This is a genomic window from Microcoleus sp. CZ3-B2 (assembly GCF_036705055.1).
GTDB lineage: Bacteria > Cyanobacteriota > Cyanobacteriia > Cyanobacteriales > Microcoleaceae > Microcoleus.
In genome coordinates this window covers 67,294-85,826 of the sequence record NZ_JAUBTN010000019.1, presented here as the reverse complement: position 1 = coordinate 85,826, position 18,533 = coordinate 67,294, and the positions used below count along the sequence as shown (strand labels likewise).

Below are 18,533 nucleotides of genomic sequence, written 5' to 3'. Positions count from 1 at the left end.
CATTAACGCTTCAGCTCAATATCGAACTCAAGCCGAGAACGATAAAAGTGAACGTCAAATTCTAAGAAAAAATTTGTCTGTCCCAGAATCAATGATACGCTGTCACTTTTGGCCCAAGCAAATACTAATCTTACCGGAGCAAACTCCCCTATTTCAGCCATGAAAAATACTGGCATCGCTGGTTGATTACCAATGTTACCAGCAAGTCGAATAATAGCTTTACTGTCATCCCAAACTAAGCCAAGCTGAGTTCCTATTTGGTAAGGCAATACATTCACGGTTGCACCGCTATCCTACTAACCCAACAACTTCGACTCCCTGGTTATTGTGATGCAGAATCAAGGGAATGCGGGGTAGGCTATCAAACTCATCTTGAGAGGGGTCATTGGTAGAGTATTGGAATCGCATAATACTCAGTTTTCCTTGTGGTTAGCCCGGTTCATTGCCTGCATTAAAGCTGCACCCGCACCAAAATTACCGTATGGGGTTGGCAGGTAGTAAATTTTGTAAGGTTCCAAAGGAAAAGTATCCTCACTGATATCTTCTTCCGCCATTAGAATGCGGATTAACTCTCGTTTGTCGATCGCAGACAGTTGTCTAATGGTAGGGAGTAATTCTGTTAGTGTCATCGGTTGTTTTCCTACGATGCGTCTGTGTTAACGGTAGCAGGTCAACGCATTCATTACAACTTTCAGGGGAGTTTGACAAAAATCGGCGCGATCGCATTTTAGGAGCGATCGCGCGGCGGTACAATATTCCTGACGTTGAAACGATTTGGTAGTTGCGGGCGATCGCACTTTTTTCCGGTAAGGGCGATCGATCTTCGCACACCACAATCTATTGTGGTTTTATCCAACCTTTAACGATCGCCTTCCCGACGTCAGCACGAACGCATCTAAATTTAATATTAACAGAATCTGGTATATTGGAGAATAATTATTAAATACTTACCAAACATTTAATCAGAGTTCGCCCTGTATGAAACTCAAACCTAAAATCCCCATTACCGACCATTTTATGACTTAGAATATCAAGAATTTAGCGGACGAAACATCATCAATTAATTGATATAGGGGTTCTCACAAAAGTGAGGTATGCCCGGCCCGGCGCGGGCCTATCCCGGATAGTACCTCATACCAGAGCACAGAAAGGCTATATTATCAACAACTCAATTTGTGCAGTGATTTGCGGTGCTGATACATGGGTAGATATCAAAAGTTACGGGCAAACCCAACACGAATGGTTAAAGAAAATTTTAGAATTGCCGATAAGATGCGTTCCCCTTGGATGAGTTCGTAGACCGGACATGATATTATCTGCGTTCGTCAGTGTTAATCTGCTTAAAATCTGCAGCTAACCCATCAATCAAATATTTATCCAACTCAAGCCTAATTTAGAACTTACGAAAAAAACGGTTGCTGGGAAACTTATTGCTCCTGCGAGAGATAGTTGATGAAAAAGCAGATTTTTTGCCCTCGCTAGGGTTGATAAGTGTAATTGACTAACTGATTTCTGGCGCACCCTGTGGAATTTTGATAGGTTAAATCAGTTAAATATCGTACAATGTTTGTGGATGAATTTTTTCCTGCACAAGCAGAACACAAATTATTGATATTTCAAAAATGTACCTAAAAAAACAGCGTCCTCCTGCTTTAATGGCAATTATCGTTTACAAAACTTTTGTCGCCGCTTTCTTGATATTAACTTCAATAGCTTTGCTTTTTGCCTTAAAAAACCATCAATTTTTGGAGGATTTCTCGGAATCTTATTTTTTAGAAACCAATTTGAAGATAGTTGAAATTTTTCTAGATAAAATTCTTATTGTCAAATCTAAAACTTTACTTTTTAGTGGACTGGCTGCCGGAGTTTATGCAATTTTAACGGTGTTTGAAGTGGTGGGATTGTGGTACGAAAAAGATTGGGGAACAATCTTAGTATTAGTGCTGGTAGGAATCAGTATTCCGCCAGAAATATATGAGTTATTTCAGGGCTTCACCGTACTTAAATTATCGGTATTTCTCGGAAATTTAGCCGTGCTGTGGTATTTGCTGCACCATTTGCCGCAGCATGGCAAAAAATATTAAACTTGAGTTGCACTCAATTTTAATGATTGAATGATCTGCGTCCATCAGTGTTGATCTACTTAAAATCTGCGGTTAACAGTTCGATCGAATATTTATGCAACTCAAGTCTATTAAAGTGGACTCGATTGAGAAGACACTCACTGGATGCGATCGATTCCAGCATCTGCAATAGTAGGCTGATGTCTGGCTCTGTGACATAAGTAGGTCGGCGCGATTAAACTGAACTATTTGACACTCCCCTGCTATCGAGGCGAGGGGATTCTTGGATCAACCAGTCGAACTTATCTCTGTTTTGTCGCCACCAGCGAGTAGAGATCGATCTGTCCCCCAGCGTGAATTCCGGTGTGCCCCACCGTATTTAAATTGATTCCTGCACGGGCTTTCAAACCCTTGGCTAAAATATTTCTTCCAGCGTTGTGGTCGCGATCTAATATCGTTCCGCAACCGCAAATATGCGTTCGGGTTGATAAAGTTTTCTTAACAATATCGGCACAGTTTTTATTTTTTTAAGTTTAAAATCGAGATTCAGCAATTTTTATTACCATAATATTGATCACAATTAAAATAAAAACCTAAATCTTTACAGAAATTTCCTAATTATAAAGATTTGTTAAAACAAAAGGGGGTGAGACCCCTCATCAACTATAGTAATAAATAATAGATGCACCCTGATGGCTTTCCCGTTCCACAAGAGCGGGATTTTTATTGGCAAGCTGGGGCCTTAAGTTTCGCAATACCTACTACAGATATAGCCTTTCTGTGCTCTGGTATGAGGTACTATCCGGGATAGGGCATAGGCCAAACCGGGCATAGGGCATACCTCACTTTTGTGAGAACCGCTATAGAATGACGTGGGGATGCAAAGATTTAAAGAGGTTGCTCAAGCTCAAGCTACAACAACGGCGCAGATCGATCGCCCCCCTGCGACCTAAACTCTGCGAAATCCCCCAAAAGCGGTAGCATAGTTTGGGAAACGGCATCAACAAAAGATGAACTTAGCGCCAGCAACAGTCCTGCAACAAGGCAAATACAGAGTCAACGCGACTTTAGGCATAGGAGGGTTCGGCATCACTTACCGAGCTATCCATACCCATTTAAACCAAACCGTTGTACTCAAAACCCTCAACGAAAGTCTGCGCCAACACCCAGCATCAGCCCAATTTCAACAGCAGTTTATTGCCGAAGCCCGACGCCTGTCCAGATGTCAGCATTCCAACATCGTCAGAGTAATCGACTTTTTTGAAGAAGCCGGACAGTCTTTTGTCGCGATGGACTACATTCCCGGCCAAACTCTCGCCCACATCGTCGAAGCCGGTCAACCGCTGCCAGAAGACCAGGCGCTGCATTATATTCGTCAAATAGCCTCAGCCGTAAGTACAGTGCACCACAGCGGATTGCTGCACCGAGACATCAAGCCCGAAAATTTGATCCGGCGAGCCGATTCTCACGTCGTAATGTTGATAGATTTCGGTATTGCTCGCGACTTTATCGCCGGCACTAAATACGCTCAGATTAACCTGCTGTCCCCTGGGTACGCGCCGATCGAACAATACCTCTATGAGGGTAAATGTACACCGGCCACAGACATTTACGCGATCGCCGCCACCTTTTACTACTTGCTCTCCGGCGTGCCGCCCGTAGCAGCCCCCCTGCGCGATCGAATTCCCCTAGCTTCTTTGCGGCAATTTGTGCCCAACCTCAGCCCCGCCATCGAGCGAGCAATCCTTCAGGGACTCGAAACCGACCCCCAAAAGCGCCCCCAGACAGTGGAAAATTGGCTTACCATGCTGCAAGACACAGAAAAAGTACCAGCAGAAAAAAAAGACAAGCAAAGCCTGAAATTGCCCGCACCTCCCCCGCCTTCATTGACTTTGCTGGCGTTTGTCATAACGGCTGTCATTGCAGGCTGGATGGGTTTTGACCTAGCATGGCGCTACAACAGCACCAGTCTCAGCAGCGCCCGATCCACAGCTCAATCCTTCCCATCTCTCGAAGATTTGCTCAAATCCCGCAATTCATCAGGGCCGATGTTCGCACAGCCATCTGTCGAAAGCAGCCCTCTCTACCCCATCGAACTTAACAAGCGCCCCAAACCCACCTCAGACAGCAGCAACCTTCCCGAACCGATCGAACCCGAAGCAGTTAGCACCCCACCTTCAGAGTTGCCAAGCCCCGAAACTCCCGCCCCAGAACCCGAACCAGAGCCTTCAATATCCCCCACGCCCGAACCCGAAGCGCCGCCTTCCGAACCCCCAATTCCCGAGGCTCAAACCCAAATCGAGCCAGCACCGCAACCAGCGGCCGCACCGATACCGGAAGTTGCGCCCCTACCGCCGGAACCTCCCAGCTACTCACCTCCCGCACCCGCCCCGCCTGCGGTGCCGAGTCCTGAAATTGTGTCGCCGCCATCAGTAGCGTCGCCAACACCGCCAATACCCAGCCAAAATGATACGAATTCCGATAGTTCGATCGCTCCTTACTCGCCTCCCCCTGTGACAGAAACCCCTTTGCCTTTACCAGAACCTACGACAAATTAGTCTGAGACTTGAGCTGCATAAGTCCTCGCTTTTAATACATAAACCGCAGATTCAAGGCAGATGCAATGCGGATAAACGCAGATAATTTTAGATTGTTTGTGAGTGCCACAGGTGTATTATTTTTGTTGGTTAAAGTTGTGGGCGACTACTTGCTTTGATGAATCAGTAAATATCGATGGATTGTTTCTTGAAAATAACGCCTTTGGAGGCAAAGCACCAAACCGCAAAACCTGCTTTCGGAATTTGCTAATCCCCACAACCTCGACTTGACTCGACTGCATATTTCCTATGCCACCTGCGATCGAAATGCCTCTAGAAAAAAATGTATAAACCTTTGATATTTTTTAGGAATTATGTTAAGATATAGGCACGGGCGCACAAGTTATGTGATGTTTCCTGTTGCGGCTGCCACATCTACTCGGTTGAAAAAGTAGTTAGCAACAACGGTTCTGAAAATCAAATCGATGGTAGAGGTCGCATCCCGGATGACTGGAGTGTCAGTCGATCGCCCGCTCGAAAAAATTTGTTTGTTTCCAGGCAGAGATATTGTCCTGCATCAATTTCCACAATCTTCCTTTGTTTGGAAGCACCATCGAGGATAAGCAAGTTATAATTTGTTGCGGAAGCGTACAGAGATTTTTTTATGAGTAAACCCCCAGTTCATGCTTTTTTTGTAGGCAGAGCAGTTGCTGAAGCACTATACGAGCAATTAGAAAGCGCAGCAACGAACGCTTTTTCTCAACTCGGCAAATTTGACGCGGAACAAAGAGAACGTCTGCGCCAATTTACAGATCGAGTTGTGGAACGCGCTAATCGAGCTGCTGATGAGGCGATGCAAACCAGAACAGGTACTGCAACCACCAGCACTACCATTCAAGACATCCATCCTGCTGAGCTGCAAGCGACTATTGACGAGCTGCGCGCCGAAGTTGCTTTGGTGCGATCGCAATTGCAGCGCTACCGCAGCAGTTTGCCTTAAAAAAGGGCGATCGAACTACTATTTACAACCGCGCGAGCGCAAGACAACGCGCGAGCGCGCTCCAACCTGCCATCAAAGCAACAACATAAAATAAGCAATTTGGGAACCCAAGTGTCTGCTCTCCTTAATGACTCTGTTGATCGCCAGCGCCCCCCCAAGCGCACTGGCGAGGCCGATGAGCCAAAAACTACTAAATCCTACAAAAGTAAAGCTTATCGCTGGAATCGCGAAAAATACTCCCGGCAGCGGCGCTTCTTCGACATTTGGGCCTTTGTCCTGCTCTGGCTGGCTTCGCTGTGGTTCGACAGCAAAAACTGGAGCTACTGGGGAGGCGTCACAGAAGAAAAAAAAGTTGCCAGACGGCGCTTTCAAGCAATCTGGGTTCGAGAAACACTATTGGATTTGGGCCCCACTTTCATTAAAGTAGGCCAATTATTTTCCACCCGCGCCGACTTGTTCCCCGCAGAGTTTGTCGAAGAGCTCTCTAAACTGCAAGATAAAGTGCCTGCTTTTAGCTACGAAAAGTTAGAGGCAATTGTCGAGCAAGATTTGGGCAAAACAGTTCAAGAACTCTACCGCAGCTTTGACCCCGTGCCCCTGGCCGCTGCCAGTTTGGGTCAGGTACACAAAGCTCAACTTCACTCGGGCCAGGAAGTTGTAGTCAAGGTGCAGCGGCCAGGACTGCGAAAGCTCTTTGAAATAGATTTGCAAATTCTTAAGGGAATTGCTCGTTACTTTCAAAATCATCCTAAGTGGGGCCAAGGCCGAGATTGGATAGGGATTTATGAGGAGTGCTGTCGCATTCTCTGGCTGGAAATTGACTATCTCCATGAAGGCCGCAATGCTGATACTTTTCGCCGCAATTTTAGCACCTGCGACTGGGTGCTGGTGCCACGGGTTTATTGGCGGTACGCCGCCCCCCGAGTGCTGACTTTGGAATACCTGCCGGGGATTAAAATCAGCCACTACGAAGCTCTCGAAGCCGCAGGTATCGATCGCAAATTAATCGCTCAGTTGGGCGCGAAAGCTTATTTGCGGCAGTTGCTCAATGATGGCTTTTTCCACGCTGACCCACACCCCGGCAATATCGCTGTTAGTGCTGACGGAGTTCTGATTTTCTACGATTTTGGCATGATGGGGCAAATTCAGTCGAATGTCCGCGAAGGACTCATGGAGACTCTCTACGGCATTGCTTCCAAGGATGGACAGCGGATTATGGATTCTCTGATCAATTTGGGCGCTTTGGTTCCTACGGGTGATATGAGTCCGGTGCGCCGCAGCATTCAGTATATGCTGGATAACTTCATGGACAAGCCTTTTGAAAATCAGTCCGTGAGCGCGATTACTGACGACCTTTACGATATTGCCTACAACCAACCTTTTCGGTTCCCAGCTACCTTTACTTTTGTAATGCGAGCTTTTTCTACCATCGAAGGGGTAGGCAGGGGTTTAGATCCAGAGTTCAACTTTATGGAGGTGGCACAACCTTTTGCCATGCAGCTTATGACTAATGGAAATGGTTCTGATGCAAGTAGCAGCATTTTTAACGAAATCGGCCGTCAGGCGGCTCAGGTGAGCTCGACTGCCTTGGGCTTGCCCCGCCGGATTGAGGAGACTATTGATAAACTAGAACAGGGAGATTTACGGATTCGCGTCCGTTCTGCCGAAACAGAGCGATTGCTCCGCCGCATGACCAGCGTTCAAATGAGCACGAATTATACTTTGATGATGAGTGCTTTTACTTTGTCGGCGACAATTTTGTTTGTCAGCAATCAAGTTTGGGCTGCTGTCGCTGTGGCTGTGCTTGCTGCTGGTACGGGGTTGGCTCTGCTGCGTTTGTTCAAGCGGATCGATCGCGCCGATAGAATGTCACAATAGCGCGCAATTTGAAATCGGAAATTTCTGGTTTGAGATTTCTCACCAGCCAAAACTTAGCCTCGGATGTTCGGATGTTATGTTTTGGCTGAAATATTTCTCAAATTTACCGGAAAATTTAAGACGCGATTAGCACCAGACGATCTACAATATGGGGTCAAGGAAGTGCATTTTTTTAAAAACGGGCGATCGCGGGCAGCAGCAATTTTAAGTTTCGTTCGCGATTTAAGTTTTGTCATCAAAAATTGCACCAGTTAAATCAAGCTTTTAAGTTCGGTCATAAACCCCAGCCTGAAGGCATGGGGCTTGAAAGAGGAAGGCTCACCACCCTCCAAATTCAAGACCAAAACAGTGTCTAGCCTGCGTCTTTAAAAGACCAACTGAACTGCCTGAGAGTGGTATTTCACCAAACGTTAAGAATGCCTCCCTAGTTCTTAACCACTTTGGCAGTCAGTGGCGAAGGGAAATATATACCTAGAAATAGGACTTACCGTAAATGTTTGTACCCGTTGTAAACAGTGAAAATAGACCGTTAATGCCGACTACCCCAAGTCGCGCAAAGCGCTGGATTAAGTCGGGTAAGGCAACACCATTCTGGAATTCGGGTGTATTTTGTGTTCGATTGAATATAGAACCTTCAAGCCACAATTATCAACCCATTGCGGTAGGCCTCGATCCGGGTAGCAAGCGCGAAAAATTTACCGTTAAATCCAAATCGCATACTTACTTAAACATTCAAACTCATGCTGTTGACTGGGTGAAAGACCGCGTTGAAGTAAGGCGCAATATGCGACGGGCAAGACGCTTTCGTAATACTCCATGCCGTCAAAATCGAGCTAATCGGCTAGTCAATAAAAACCGTATTCCTCCATCAACTAAAGCGCGGTGGCAGTGGAAGTTGAGAATAGTTAACTGGCTAACGTTGATGTTTCCGATATCAACATTTGTTGTGGAGGACATCAAAGCGCGAACGTGGAAAAACGGACGTAAGTGGAACGTATCGTTTAGTCCTTTGGAAGTGGGTAAACACTGGTTTTACGACCTACTTATAAAGATTGCCCATCTTGAGATTAGATCGGGAAACGACACTTATGAACTGCGTCAAAAATTAGGACTCAAAAAATCTAAACAGAAGCTATCAAAAAAGTTTGAAGCACATTGTGTTGATTCTTGGGTGTTGGCTAATTGGTACGTGGGAGGACACATTCAACCCGACAACTCATCGCTAATTGAGATTATCCCCCTTGAATTTCATCGCAGACAACTCCATCGCTTGCAATATTCTACCGGCCATGTCCGATCTAGATACGGTGGTACAATTAGTGTCGGGTTTAAGCGCGGTTCAATTGTTAAACACCCTAAATACGGTTTTTGTTACGTTGGAGGCTGGCAAGAGTCGCCAACAAAAAAAGACCCGTACCGGAAAACAATTAGCTTGCACGATTTAAAAACTGGCAAGCGTCTCACTCAAAACGCATCGCCCGCAGATTGTAAGTTTTTGTCCTACAACTCGTGGCGCTCCGTGCAAATTAAATTGTCAAGCCGTCCTAGAAGGACGGGGTTTCCAACCCATTTTTCTGATGAAACGCTCTTTCGCAGGTAAGACAGACACAGGGCTAGTTCGTTCCGTAAATCAGGACTCGTACTACATAGATCCTGACGGGCGATTTTTCATAGTGGCAGACGGAATGGGAGGACACGCCGGAGGCCAAGAAGCCAGCCGGATAGCGACTGGGGCCATTCAATCTTATTTGCTCGAACATTGGGAAGGGCCCGAGGATTCTGTACATTTGTTGGAAAAGGCTTTTTTAATCGCCAATCAAGCAATTTTGACGGATCAGCTAGAACATCCCGAACGTGGTGATATGGGGACTACGGCTGTGGTTCTGATCTTTAGGGATGAGGGCAGGCCTTGGTGCGCTAATATCGGGGACTCTCGCTTGTACCGGCTGCACGGGCCTCGCTTGGAGCAGATTACTGAAGACCAGACTTGGGTGGCTCAGGCTGTCAAAAGAAAGGCCTTGACTCCCGATCAGGCTCGACACCATCCTTGGCGTCACGTTTTGTCCCAGTGTTTGGGCCGCGATGATTTGCAGGAGATAGATATTCTGCCGGTGGATGTAAAACCCGGGGATCGCTTGCTGCTTTGCAGTGACGGCTTGACTGAAGAGCTTTCCGATCCTTTGATTGCTTCGCCTCTGAAGTCGATTCGCGCCGGCGAGGGTGCAGCAACTGCTTTGATTGAAGCAGCTAAGGATAAAGGGGGACGCGATAATATTACTGTAGTGATCGTGACGATCGACCTCAAATAATATCCTCGCACCCTCGCGCCCTCGCGCACGCCACTATATAAAAATCTCAACCTCCTGCACGCACCGGGGGACAGAAACTCGGTTTGATGGACGAAAATCCTTAACTGTAATCCCTAATCCGGTTGATATACTCCCCGACCTGAAGGTACGGGGATTCTAGCTTCAAGCAACACTAGCTTCCTTTGGAAGTCTTACGGTGTCTAAGCGAAGAGAAGATACCCCTTCTCTTTGAATATTAATTGCTGCGTTCTTATCTCTATCATGGTGTGTACCACAATTAAGACAAGTCCACTCACGATCGCGCAATTGAAGTCCTGAGTGTTTGTGAGAACAATTGGAGCAAAGTTTACTACTAGCAAACCATTGTCCGATCGAGACAACTTGCTTACCTTTCATTGCAGCTACGGTCTGAAGTATCTCTAAAAAAGTGCCAAAAGCTAAGTCTCCTATCTTTCTACCCCAAAGCTTTTGCATACCTCTTAGGTTAAGTGTCTCGAAGCACAAAACATCATATTCATCACAAAGCTTATGAGACAATTTCCAGAACCAGTCACGTCTAAGATTAGTTACTCGCTCGTGGAGTTTAGCTAGATTAATTCTGGCTTTATTCCAATTGTTCGACCCAAGCTTTTTAGATGATAGTTGTTGAGATAAATTCTTTAGTTGCTTCTTAGCTTGCAATAAGAACAATGGTGATTCGATATCTTTACCATTAGAGTTAGTCAAGAAAGTTTTAAGTCCAAAATCAAAGCCTGCGATTTTACCCGTCACGACTCCAATGGATTCACTAACAGCATCAGTAACAATGAAGATGTACATATCTCCGCTTGGTACTCTCTTTACTGTTAGTGTCTTAATTTTCCCTTCTATCACTCTAGATTTATAGTAACCGAACTTTTGCTTGCCAATACGTATTTTGTTACCTATAAGTTGATAACCAGCTTGCTTGAGAGTGAATGATTTATACTTCTTACTCTGACAAAATGAAAGTGGCTTGACACCTTTGCTGTGGTGCTTGAAGAACAGCTTATAGCTTCGATCGATGCGGTCGCAAATGTCTTGCACAGCCTGAGAGCCAACTCGTTGCCAATAACTATTCTTATTTCTAAGTTTAGCTAGATGTTTCATCAGTTGGAACTTGTTTAAGTGCTTGCCAAACATTCGATAATAACGCTTGTGTAGAGCAAGACAGTGGTTGTATATGCTTGCTGCTGCGTTAATAGTCCGCTTGAGATACCTATTCCTTTTGTGATTGTAGAGTTTGAATTTGTATGTTTTCATATCACTCGACCTGTGTTATTCTACAATAATAATACTCTTGGCTGGAAATGGCAAGTATTCAAAAACAAATCAAAGCCGTCCTGAAGGACGGGGCTTTAGACCCAGACCTTCGGTAAAAATCTAAAATCTAAAATCTAAAATCTAAAATCTAAAATCGAATGGTTCGCGTTATAGGTTTGATCAGCGGCACGTCAGTTGATGGTATTGATGCTGCTTTGGTGGATGTGGTCGGTTCCCAAACAGACTTAAAAGTAAAGTTGGTGGCAGGTCAAACTTTCCCTTATCCTGCTAATTTGCGATCGCAAATTCTCTCGGTTTGCAGTGGTTCGGCTTTGTCAATGGCTGAACTCGCCCAATTAGATGATGCCATTGCTCGACAATTTGCCAGCGCGGCCTTGACAATTCAAGCGGGACATGATAAGGCAGAATTGATCGGCTCTCATGGTCAAACCGTCTACCACCGACCGCCAGGGACAGGAGAGAACAATCTTGCAGATGGGTTCATGGGCTACAGCTTGCAACTCGGGCGGGGCGCGCTAATTGCCGAATTGACAGGCATTACTACTGTGAGCAATTTTCGATCGGCAGACATTGCAGCAGGGGGTCAAGGAGCACCCTTAGTCCCCATTGTTGATGCGTGCCTGCTGGCAGAACCCAACCGCAGTCTCTGCATCCAAAATTTGGGGGGAATTGGCAATGTTGCCTATCTCCCAGCCAGGGAAAAGAGGGAAAACAACCACGACTCGGAAATTTGCGATCTGGGAGATGGTATCTTGGGTTGGGATACAGGGCCTGCAAATTCGCTGTTAGACTTGGCAGCGGTACACTTCTCTGGCGGCTCTTTGACGATCGACTCAGGTGGAGAGTGGGCGGCAACCGGCACTCCCTGTCAAGCTTTAGTCGAGGATTGGCTGCAGCAAGATTTTTTCACCCAAGCACCGCCCAAATCTACAGGGCGAGAGTTATTTGGTGTAGACTATTTTAACTGTTGTTTGCTAGAGGCATCCGCTTACAATCTCAGTCCTGCTGATGTGCTAGCTACTTTGACAGAACTTACTGTGGCTTCGATCGTTCGCAGTTACCAAACTTTTTTGCCGGCAATGCCCGATCGAGTTTTACTGTGCGGGGGCGGTAGCCACAATCTCTACTTAAAACGCCGATTGCAATCTAAATTGCATCCAGTCCAAGTGTTGACTACTTCTGAGGCCGGCTTGAGTGTAGATTTTAAAGAGGCGATCGCTTTCGCGGTTTTAGCCGCATGGCGGGTTCGGGGTATTCCCGGCAATCTGCCTCAAGTGACTGGCGCCCGGGCACCGGTACTTTTAGGGGAAATTAACTCTTGTTGGCACGGTTGGGCGTGATAGCATATAGTCTGAGCGACAACGGCTGTGCGTTGTTGCACCCGTATTGTAGCCAGCAGGAAAAGCATAGGAACAGCACTGTGGCTCACACGTTTTTAATGGAATCTGGCCAATGGACGCTCGAAGGAAGTTGGATTGAGCGCAATGGCGTGCCAATTACGGTTAAAGGCAAAACTTTAGTGAGCTGGAACCGAACAGATTGGTTCAATATGGTGACGAAGCTCATTTTTCCTGGAGGCGATCGTGAAGAGATTATTTTGAATTACCGAGGACACCTCAACAGCGATGAACGGCAGTACACTTTTGTACTCCAACACAGCGAACTCGGCCGCGTCGAGGGCGAAGGTTGGATTGCTCCCCAGTCGATCGTCCAGCGTTACTGGGTACTGGGAGACGAACGCCAGCGGCGGACGGGCTTTGATACCCTTCACCGCGTTGATGACAATCGCTACTATCAATCTAGCGGCCTTATGTCTGGTCATTATTTGACCAGTACGATGGAGGCGACTCTGGAACGTCAGCCGGAATAACTCTCGATCGAAAAATTGGGTCTAAAACCCCGTCCTTTGAGGACGGATTTTTGCTAGACTGTCTAAAAATTCGAGATACGGCATTGCCACGAGTCGCCTGTGGAGATCGAGGGAGAGTCAAACTGCGGCTCGGTAGCATCACCCAAGGTCCTTTCAAACATCACCGCACAAGCAAAGGCGGTGAGTATATCAAAGAGTCAGCATTTACGAGTTCGAGTGTTTGATTTGAAAATTCAAAGTCTTGCTAGTCGGAAGTCGCGCTCAAATGTCCGACTAGCACCATTGTTGTCAAACCTCATCCGCTGCAACTACAGACAAATATATTTAATTGGTTAAATTTTTGAAGGGGTTAAAACATTAACGCTTGATTATTAACCATCAACTTTTCTAGTCCAAACGCAATCAATTATTTTTGCGCGATCGTGTAATGTCGATCGACAGATTGCTCGGATAGACTCCTCAAATTGATGGGAATCAAAAAATAAACAGTGAAATTTTCCCGCTCGACCTTGAGTCCGTGCAGATACTTTCTGCATAGGCCCGGTTTCTACATTCTGCTCAAAGAGTGACGCCCCATCACCCCCAACTCCTTTCCATCTGAGGGAACAGAGTAAGAGACGGAGGTCGCCTACTGCGACTGTGCTACTCAACACCAGGGTTAGGTTCTAAACCCCAATGGTGTTTGAGAAAATGACGGTACATAGTTTCCCGCAACATCATTTGCTCGTAAAGCTTGACCAAAAACTCCTGAGCTTGTTCGCGACTCATGTCACTTACCTGGGTTTTGAAGGAACACAGGCTAAATTGTTGCTCCAAAGACAATTCTGCTGGCTGGCTCATGGTGAAAGACTCCTCTGTAAGTAAAGGTGACTTGAAAGTAAAAACCTGGATCGACCCAATTTGTAACTTTTTCAGCGATCGACCGTTGGTTTCAGGATGCCCTCCGGGCTCATCTCATTTTAGTATATATTACAAAAGGTAACAATTGTTTGACAAAATTACCCTCTATCCCAAGAAATAACTTAGCAATAGAGAACGCGAAATGCCTGCAAAAGTTCCTTCTGCAGGCATATATAGCCGAGTCTCATAAAGATGAGGTACTATCCGGCATAGGGCATAGGGCATAGGGCATAGGGCATAGGGCAAACCGGGCATGAGGCTCTCCTCACTTTTGTGAGAACCGCTATATAACTCTATCTACTTACGAAGAGAAAAAAGGCTCAGTACGAACCAAAATAATTGAAGCGCTTTATACCAAATCGGGCGAAGCTTCTCTCCGGGAGAGTGTGGGAGAGAGGGGGAGAGGGGGAGATTGGGAGAGGGGGAGAGGGGGAGAGGGGGAGATTGGGAGATGGGGAGAGGGGGAGATTGGGAGAGGGGGAGATTGGGAGAGCTGACAGGTGTAGGTTGTCCCTTGCGAAACCCTGCAAACAAGCGACAGTGCAAGGGTTTTAGGCTTTTGCCTTGCTAAAATCTCAAACTCTTATGGGATAAGGCTTTTACCAAAAAACCTACATCTGTCAGGATGGGGATAGGGGGAGAATTTCTATTGATAGCCTTTCTCAAACAGGCGAGGAGTTGAGATTTTAGATTTTAAATACTTTGGCTTGCTTCGGCTACGCTGGCTCACAAATCGCTCACTACAAGTTTTAGAGTTGAGATTGGGGGATTGAGGGATTGAGGGATTGAGGGATTGAGGGATTGAGGGATCGATACCTCATCCAGAGTGAGAACCGCTATATCTCTTTTTTCTTCTTCGTTCTTTTTACCCGCTCGCGAAGCCTTTATAGCCCTCTTCCTTGTTCTTTCTTCCCTCTTCCTGAAGACCAATGACTAATGACTAGCCTTCGACTTCGCTCAGGCTAAAATGACTAATGACTAATGACCAATGACTAATGACTAATGACCAAAATGACTAATGACTAATTCGAGGGCCCGACATTCTGCGGTGGAGCGGCCACTCCAGGCCTGGAATTGGTATCAGTGGGTGCAGGCGAAACAGGAGGAATGCCCAGATTCGCGCCAGAGTTGCTAGGCTGCCCAGGAGCTGGTAGAGGGGATTGAAACTGATTGGGATTGAACTGCTGCTGCCCCGGAGCTGGCAGAGGGGATTGAAACTGATTGGGATTGAACTGCTGCTGCCCCGGAGCCACAGGAGACGGCAGCGGTTGACCGATATTGCCCGAAGGTGCTGCAGGAATGCCAGAATTGGGAAACGACGGATTTGGCTGCGGGGAAGCAGCCGAACTAGGAAGAGTGGCCAGGGCAACTCGATCGCCCCCTACCTCGCGTAATTTGTCTAAAACCTCTACCACTTTGGAGTATCTAGCATTTTGAGGGGCGTACAAAACCGTCAATCCCGTAGGATTTGTGGTGTGGAAACTCTTTAAAACTCGATCGAGCTGTTGGTAATTAACAGGCAATTGGTCGATATAAGTTTGCCCGAAATCGTCAATGCTGACAATCAGCATTTCTCGCATCTGCGTTTGTCCCGTCTTCGCCTTCGGCAAATCGACATTAATCGCCTGCTGGCGAGTTAGTTGCAAAGCCGCCAGCAAAAAAAACGTCAGAATGCAAAATATCACATCAATTAAAGGCACCAGTTCAATCCGAGCCTCTTCACCAGGAGTATCTAAGTTAATCTTCATTAGTTCTCCATCATTCTAATTATTAGAAAGTGTATCTTCACCACGATCGGAACCTTTCAATTTTGGCTCCCGCTTCCGCTCTCCCGATTCTTGAGAATTGAGAGAACGCTTGTTCACACCATCCGAACCAAAGGAAGAATTGTTGTGTTCTGTATCAGGCGATCGACCTTTAGCATTAGCCACCGGCCAGTATTGCCTGTAAAGCAATTCCAGTTCATTTCCGGCTCGGCGAAATATTTTTGCCTGGTTGAACAAAAAAGCTTGAAATATCCGATAAAACACCAAGGTAAAAATTGCTACTACCATCCCAGAAGCAGTAGTGATCAGCGCCTCGCCAATCCCCAAAGTGACGCCACTCGTGGCCGCCGTACCGATGTCGCCGAGACGGATGGAACTGAGCGAGTTAATCAAGCCCAAAACTGTTCCCAGCAAGCCCAGCAAAGGGGCTAGAGCGATCGTAGCTTCTAAGATTTTGTCGCCGCGGCGCATCGAAGCCAACTCTTCATCGGCTGCAGCTTCGAGTGCGAGTCGAAATAAGTCTGGTTCAGGATTGTACAGGCGCAGGGGTGCAGATAGAAATCGCCCGATCGGCTGTCGGTTAGCTTGTCTGGCCATCTCGTTAGCCGCCCCCCAATCGCTGCGGGCAGCTTCGAGAATGCGGTTAACTATCAGCTTTTCTTTGCTCAGGAGGCTCGCCCAGAACCACAAGCGTTCGATAATTGTACTCAAAGATAGAATCGATAACACCAACAGGGGCCACATGGCGGGGCCACCTTTTTGAAAAAGTTCTTGAATAGTCACAATCTTGTTGCTCCTGCAGTACCCGCTAATTTTTGCTTCTGTTCTAATTTTTTTAACAAATTCTCGGCTATTTAATTTTAGCTATTAATGTACTCAGGGACTTACCCTCTCGCGATTAAAGAAACCGAGTCTTGCTAGCGAGGTGTTGGGCCACAAAGAATTATCTTATCTCGTGTCCGGTCCATTGACCCATTTCGCAATTGGTTCGTAGTGGGGACTTTAGTCCGCTCCAAGTTGCGGATTAAAGTCCCCACTACCGACGGTGTTAGTTATGGTAGTCGATCGCCCGCGATCTTGCTCTATCAAATCGGGTTGCTGGGTAAGTCTTGGTACTATTTGGGGCTTTTTTAGCGGGCGATGAGAGAGCCGCTACCTCCTCAGAATTCCTCTAAATCTTCTTGACACATATCTTGCAGCGACTGGTGTTGCAGGCGGCGCGAAGAGCGGCGATATTTTTTAGTTAGCAGTTTCGGTTCGTACTGCTGCGTACCATCCGACTTGGTTTGCTGCTTCAAACTCGATTCGGCGCTGCTGGAGTTTTGCAAAGCTTGTTGGCGGACGATCGCCTCTTCCAGGAAACTTAAGTAATACTGGTAGCGTTCCCAAGATCCCCGCACCACACAGTTAGGCTCGTCTCGGTGCGAACAGTCGCTAAACTGACAGCTACCCCCAGCCAGCCTCTGACGCGCTTCTGGGAAATATTCAGCTAACTCCGACGGATCGCATTCTAGAGCCGGCTGATTAAAGCCCGGAGTATCCGCCAACAGTCCGCCACCAGGGAGTTCAAATAGTTCGACGTGGCGAGTCGTGTGGCGTCCGCGGCCGAGTTTGCCAGAAACAGCGTTCACTCGCAGGTTAAGCGCCGGAATTAGTTGGTTGATCAAGCTGGACTTGCCCACTCCAGAAGGGCCGCAAATAATCGTTATTTTGTCTGAGGTGCGGCCCTCAAGCAAATTCGGCAACGGATTTTGTACGGAATTTAACGCATTTAACGGAGAAATAGAATTTGCCTGTAGGGAGTTATCCTCCAAAGGCAACATACAACTATCTATATTGTCCGATAAAGGCTGAAAAACTATTTGTTTGACATAAATTGTATTTTGTAAATTAGCCACAGCTTCCTGGACTCCTAATCCGCTACGAACACTAATAAACATGGGTTCGTAGCCCCAGCTTGAAAGCCGATCGCGCCACTGTTCCAATTCTTGGGGCGAAATTAAATCGCATTTGTTCAAACACAAATTCACCTCTAAACCTGTAGATTCTGCCTTGACTAAAAACCGAGTTAATGATGCGGGGTCTAAATTCGGTTCGGCGAGGGCAAAAACTAGGAGAATGCGATCGGCATTAGCTACAGGCGGGCGGTTGAGTTCTGTTTGGCGCGGGAAGACTTCAGAAATTGCACCCCGGCGGTCAGTCCAGTCGGGTTCGTCTACCACCACGCGATCGCCCACCATCACCTGTTGATTAATTTTTTTCAGTCGAGTGCGGCGAGTACACAGCAGAATTGGAGCATCCGCCAGGGCTATATTTTCGTGAATCCCGGCGGCTGGATCTAACCTGACTCGGTAAAAGTTAGCCTGAACAGCCACTACAGTACCGACGATCGAGGAGGAATTCAGACTCATCCTGCTTCCTGGTTTTCTGGGCGCTGCACCTTCATCGCAAAAAAGCCCGCATCTGGCTCATCCGCGACAAACTGCGTTTCTAGAATTTGGTAGCCTTCCATTTTCAGACTGTCGGGCACTTGTTCGATCGGCTCCCCAGCATCCAGCCACACCTCCAAAACAGCACCCGGAGCCATTTGCTCCAAGCGCAGTTTAGTGCGGACAAAGTTCAAAGGACACGGAGTCCCCCGCAGATCGATTTTGGCATCTGGGGATTTGGGATTTTCAATTTTGGATGTTGAATTCATAATGCGTTTTAGATTCTCAAATTTCTCATCTCAATTCTTGAAAGCCTTATTTTATCGTCAACAAATTGACGAACAATTATTCTACCGCCGATTTTTGACACCAATTGGTGTCATTTTTTTGAGGACTCTTCCCACAAATTGACGAACAATTATTCTACCGCCGATTTTTGACACCAATTGGTGTCATTTTTTTGAGGACTCTTCCCACAA

General features: G+C 46.7%; 17 protein-coding genes and 1 pseudogene. 9 read left to right on the top strand and 9 right to left on the bottom strand.

The annotated features are described in order from the left end of the window. Nucleotides 1–2 precede the first annotated feature (2 nt). The 3 genes from QUA97_RS11505 to QUA97_RS11495 all read right to left on the bottom strand — a co-directional run bounded on the left by QUA97_RS11505 (nucleotide 3) and on the right by QUA97_RS11495 (nucleotide 836). Nucleotides 3–278: a hypothetical protein gene (locus QUA97_RS11505; RefSeq protein WP_333194655.1), complete on the bottom strand. Its 276-nt coding sequence runs from the start codon at nucleotides 276–278 to the stop codon at nucleotides 3–5. Between the two features lie 135 nt (nucleotides 279–413). Beyond that, on the bottom strand, nucleotides 414–629 hold the full coding sequence (locus QUA97_RS11500) for a hypothetical protein (RefSeq protein ID WP_194069335.1): 216 nt from the start codon (nucleotides 627–629) through the stop codon (nucleotides 414–416). A gap of 27 nt (nucleotides 630–656) precedes the next feature. After that, a complete protein-coding gene (locus QUA97_RS11495) occupies nucleotides 657–836 on the bottom strand; it encodes a hypothetical protein (protein WP_333194654.1) in 180 nt (59 codons plus the stop codon). A gap of 142 nt (nucleotides 837–978) precedes the next feature. On the opposite strand from QUA97_RS11495, the pseudogene QUA97_RS28290 reads away from it, so the two are divergent. From QUA97_RS28290 to QUA97_RS11455, 7 genes and pseudogenes are all read left to right on the top strand, one after another. Continuing rightward, nucleotides 979–1,267 (top strand): annotated as a pseudogene (locus tag QUA97_RS28290) (transposase family protein); the annotation flags it as partial. A gap of 355 nt (nucleotides 1,268–1,622) precedes the next feature. Beyond that, nucleotides 1,623–2,084 carry a DUF2127 domain-containing protein gene (locus tag QUA97_RS11485; RefSeq protein ID WP_333194653.1) on the top strand — a complete coding sequence of 154 codons (462 nt, stop codon included), beginning with the start codon at nucleotides 1,623–1,625 and terminating at the stop codon, nucleotides 2,082–2,084. Nucleotides 2,085–3,073: 989 nt separating this feature from the next. Further along, entirely contained in the window at nucleotides 3,074–4,621 is a 1,548-nt protein-coding gene (locus QUA97_RS11475; RefSeq protein ID WP_333194652.1) for a serine/threonine protein kinase, read from the top strand. 643 nt (nucleotides 4,622–5,264) lie between these two features. Next, on the top strand, nucleotides 5,265–5,600 hold the full coding sequence (locus QUA97_RS11470; RefSeq protein WP_194069325.1) for a DUF6825 family protein: 336 nt from the start codon (nucleotides 5,265–5,267) through the stop codon (nucleotides 5,598–5,600). A gap of 111 nt (nucleotides 5,601–5,711) precedes the next feature. Then, on the top strand, nucleotides 5,712–7,478 hold the full coding sequence (locus tag QUA97_RS11465) for an ABC1 kinase family protein (RefSeq protein ID WP_333194651.1): 1,767 nt from the start codon (nucleotides 5,712–5,714) through the stop codon (nucleotides 7,476–7,478). Nucleotides 7,479–7,971: 493 nt separating this feature from the next. Continuing rightward, complete coding sequence (locus QUA97_RS11460) at nucleotides 7,972–9,078, top strand: RRXRR domain-containing protein (RefSeq protein WP_333194650.1); 1,107 nt, start codon at nucleotides 7,972–7,974, stop codon at nucleotides 9,076–9,078. Next, nucleotides 9,056–9,787 (top strand): PP2C family protein-serine/threonine phosphatase, encoded by a 732-nt coding sequence (locus QUA97_RS11455; protein ID WP_333194649.1) that lies wholly within the window; start codon nucleotides 9,056–9,058, stop codon nucleotides 9,785–9,787. The genes QUA97_RS11460 and QUA97_RS11455 overlap by 23 nt, the downstream gene beginning before the upstream one ends. 162 nt (nucleotides 9,788–9,949) lie before the next feature. On the opposite strand, the gene QUA97_RS11450 is transcribed toward QUA97_RS11455, so the two are convergent. Beyond that, nucleotides 9,950–11,068: an RNA-guided endonuclease InsQ/TnpB family protein gene (locus QUA97_RS11450; RefSeq protein ID WP_333194648.1), complete on the bottom strand. Its 1,119-nt coding sequence runs from the start codon at nucleotides 11,066–11,068 to the stop codon at nucleotides 9,950–9,952. Between the two features lie 158 nt (nucleotides 11,069–11,226). Here QUA97_RS11450 and QUA97_RS11445 point away from each other — a divergent pair, with 158 nt between their 5' ends. Next, nucleotides 11,227–12,429, top strand: a complete 1,203-nt coding sequence (locus QUA97_RS11445; RefSeq protein WP_333194647.1) for an anhydro-N-acetylmuramic acid kinase — start codon at nucleotides 11,227–11,229, stop codon at nucleotides 12,427–12,429. An 80-nt stretch (nucleotides 12,430–12,509) separates the two neighbouring features. Beyond that, nucleotides 12,510–12,959 (top strand): hypothetical protein, encoded by a 450-nt coding sequence (locus tag QUA97_RS11440; RefSeq protein WP_194009407.1) that lies wholly within the window; start codon nucleotides 12,510–12,512, stop codon nucleotides 12,957–12,959. Between the two features lie 642 nt (nucleotides 12,960–13,601). Here the strand turns inward: QUA97_RS11440 and QUA97_RS11435 are convergent. From QUA97_RS11435 to QUA97_RS11415, 5 genes are all read right to left on the bottom strand, one after another. Further along, a complete protein-coding gene (locus tag QUA97_RS11435) occupies nucleotides 13,602–13,799 on the bottom strand; it encodes an NblA/ycf18 family protein (RefSeq protein ID WP_006635253.1) in 198 nt (65 codons plus the stop codon). A gap of 1,082 nt (nucleotides 13,800–14,881) precedes the next feature. Then, entirely contained in the window at nucleotides 14,882–15,607 is a 726-nt protein-coding gene (locus QUA97_RS11430) for an ExbD/TolR family protein (RefSeq protein WP_194070187.1), read from the bottom strand. Nucleotides 15,608–15,622: 15 nt separating this feature from the next. Next, nucleotides 15,623–16,408: a MotA/TolQ/ExbB proton channel family protein gene (locus tag QUA97_RS11425; protein WP_194070185.1), complete on the bottom strand. Its 786-nt coding sequence runs from the start codon at nucleotides 16,406–16,408 to the stop codon at nucleotides 15,623–15,625. Between the two features lie 377 nt (nucleotides 16,409–16,785). Next, entirely contained in the window at nucleotides 16,786–18,036 is a 1,251-nt protein-coding gene (rsgA, locus tag QUA97_RS11420) for a ribosome small subunit-dependent GTPase A (protein WP_194070183.1), read from the bottom strand. After that, nucleotides 18,033–18,323 (bottom strand): sulfurtransferase TusA family protein, encoded by a 291-nt coding sequence (locus tag QUA97_RS11415; RefSeq protein WP_194009429.1) that lies wholly within the window; start codon nucleotides 18,321–18,323, stop codon nucleotides 18,033–18,035. Before QUA97_RS11415 ends, rsgA begins: the two co-directional genes overlap by 4 nt. Nucleotides 18,324–18,533: the final 210 nt, after the last annotated feature.

Coding starts and splice junctions, on each gene's coding strand:
- QUA97_RS11500 (WP_194069335.1), bottom strand. CDS start 629: ATGACACTAACAGAATTACTCCCTACCATTAGACAACTGTCTGCGATC.
- QUA97_RS11485 (WP_333194653.1), top strand. CDS start 1,623: ATGTACCTAAAAAAACAGCGTCCTCCTGCTTTAATGGCAATTATCGTT.
- QUA97_RS11475 (WP_333194652.1), top strand. CDS start 3,074: ATGAACTTAGCGCCAGCAACAGTCCTGCAACAAGGCAAATACAGAGTC.
- QUA97_RS11470 (WP_194069325.1), top strand. CDS start 5,265: ATGAGTAAACCCCCAGTTCATGCTTTTTTTGTAGGCAGAGCAGTTGCT.
- QUA97_RS11460 (WP_333194650.1), top strand. CDS start 7,972: ATGTTTGTACCCGTTGTAAACAGTGAAAATAGACCGTTAATGCCGACT.
- QUA97_RS11455 (WP_333194649.1), top strand. CDS start 9,056: ATGAAACGCTCTTTCGCAGGTAAGACAGACACAGGGCTAGTTCGTTCC.
- QUA97_RS11450 (WP_333194648.1), bottom strand. CDS start 11,068: ATGAAAACATACAAATTCAAACTCTACAATCACAAAAGGAATAGGTAT.
- QUA97_RS11445 (WP_333194647.1), top strand. CDS start 11,227: ATGGTTCGCGTTATAGGTTTGATCAGCGGCACGTCAGTTGATGGTATT.
- QUA97_RS11435 (WP_006635253.1), bottom strand. CDS start 13,799: ATGAGCCAGCCAGCAGAATTGTCTTTGGAGCAACAATTTAGCCTGTGT.
- QUA97_RS11430 (WP_194070187.1), bottom strand. CDS start 15,607: ATGAAGATTAACTTAGATACTCCTGGTGAAGAGGCTCGGATTGAACTG.
- rsgA (WP_194070183.1), bottom strand. CDS start 18,036: ATGAGTCTGAATTCCTCCTCGATCGTCGGTACTGTAGTGGCTGTTCAG.
- QUA97_RS11415 (WP_194009429.1), bottom strand. CDS start 18,323: ATGAATTCAACATCCAAAATTGAAAATCCCAAATCCCCAGATGCCAAA.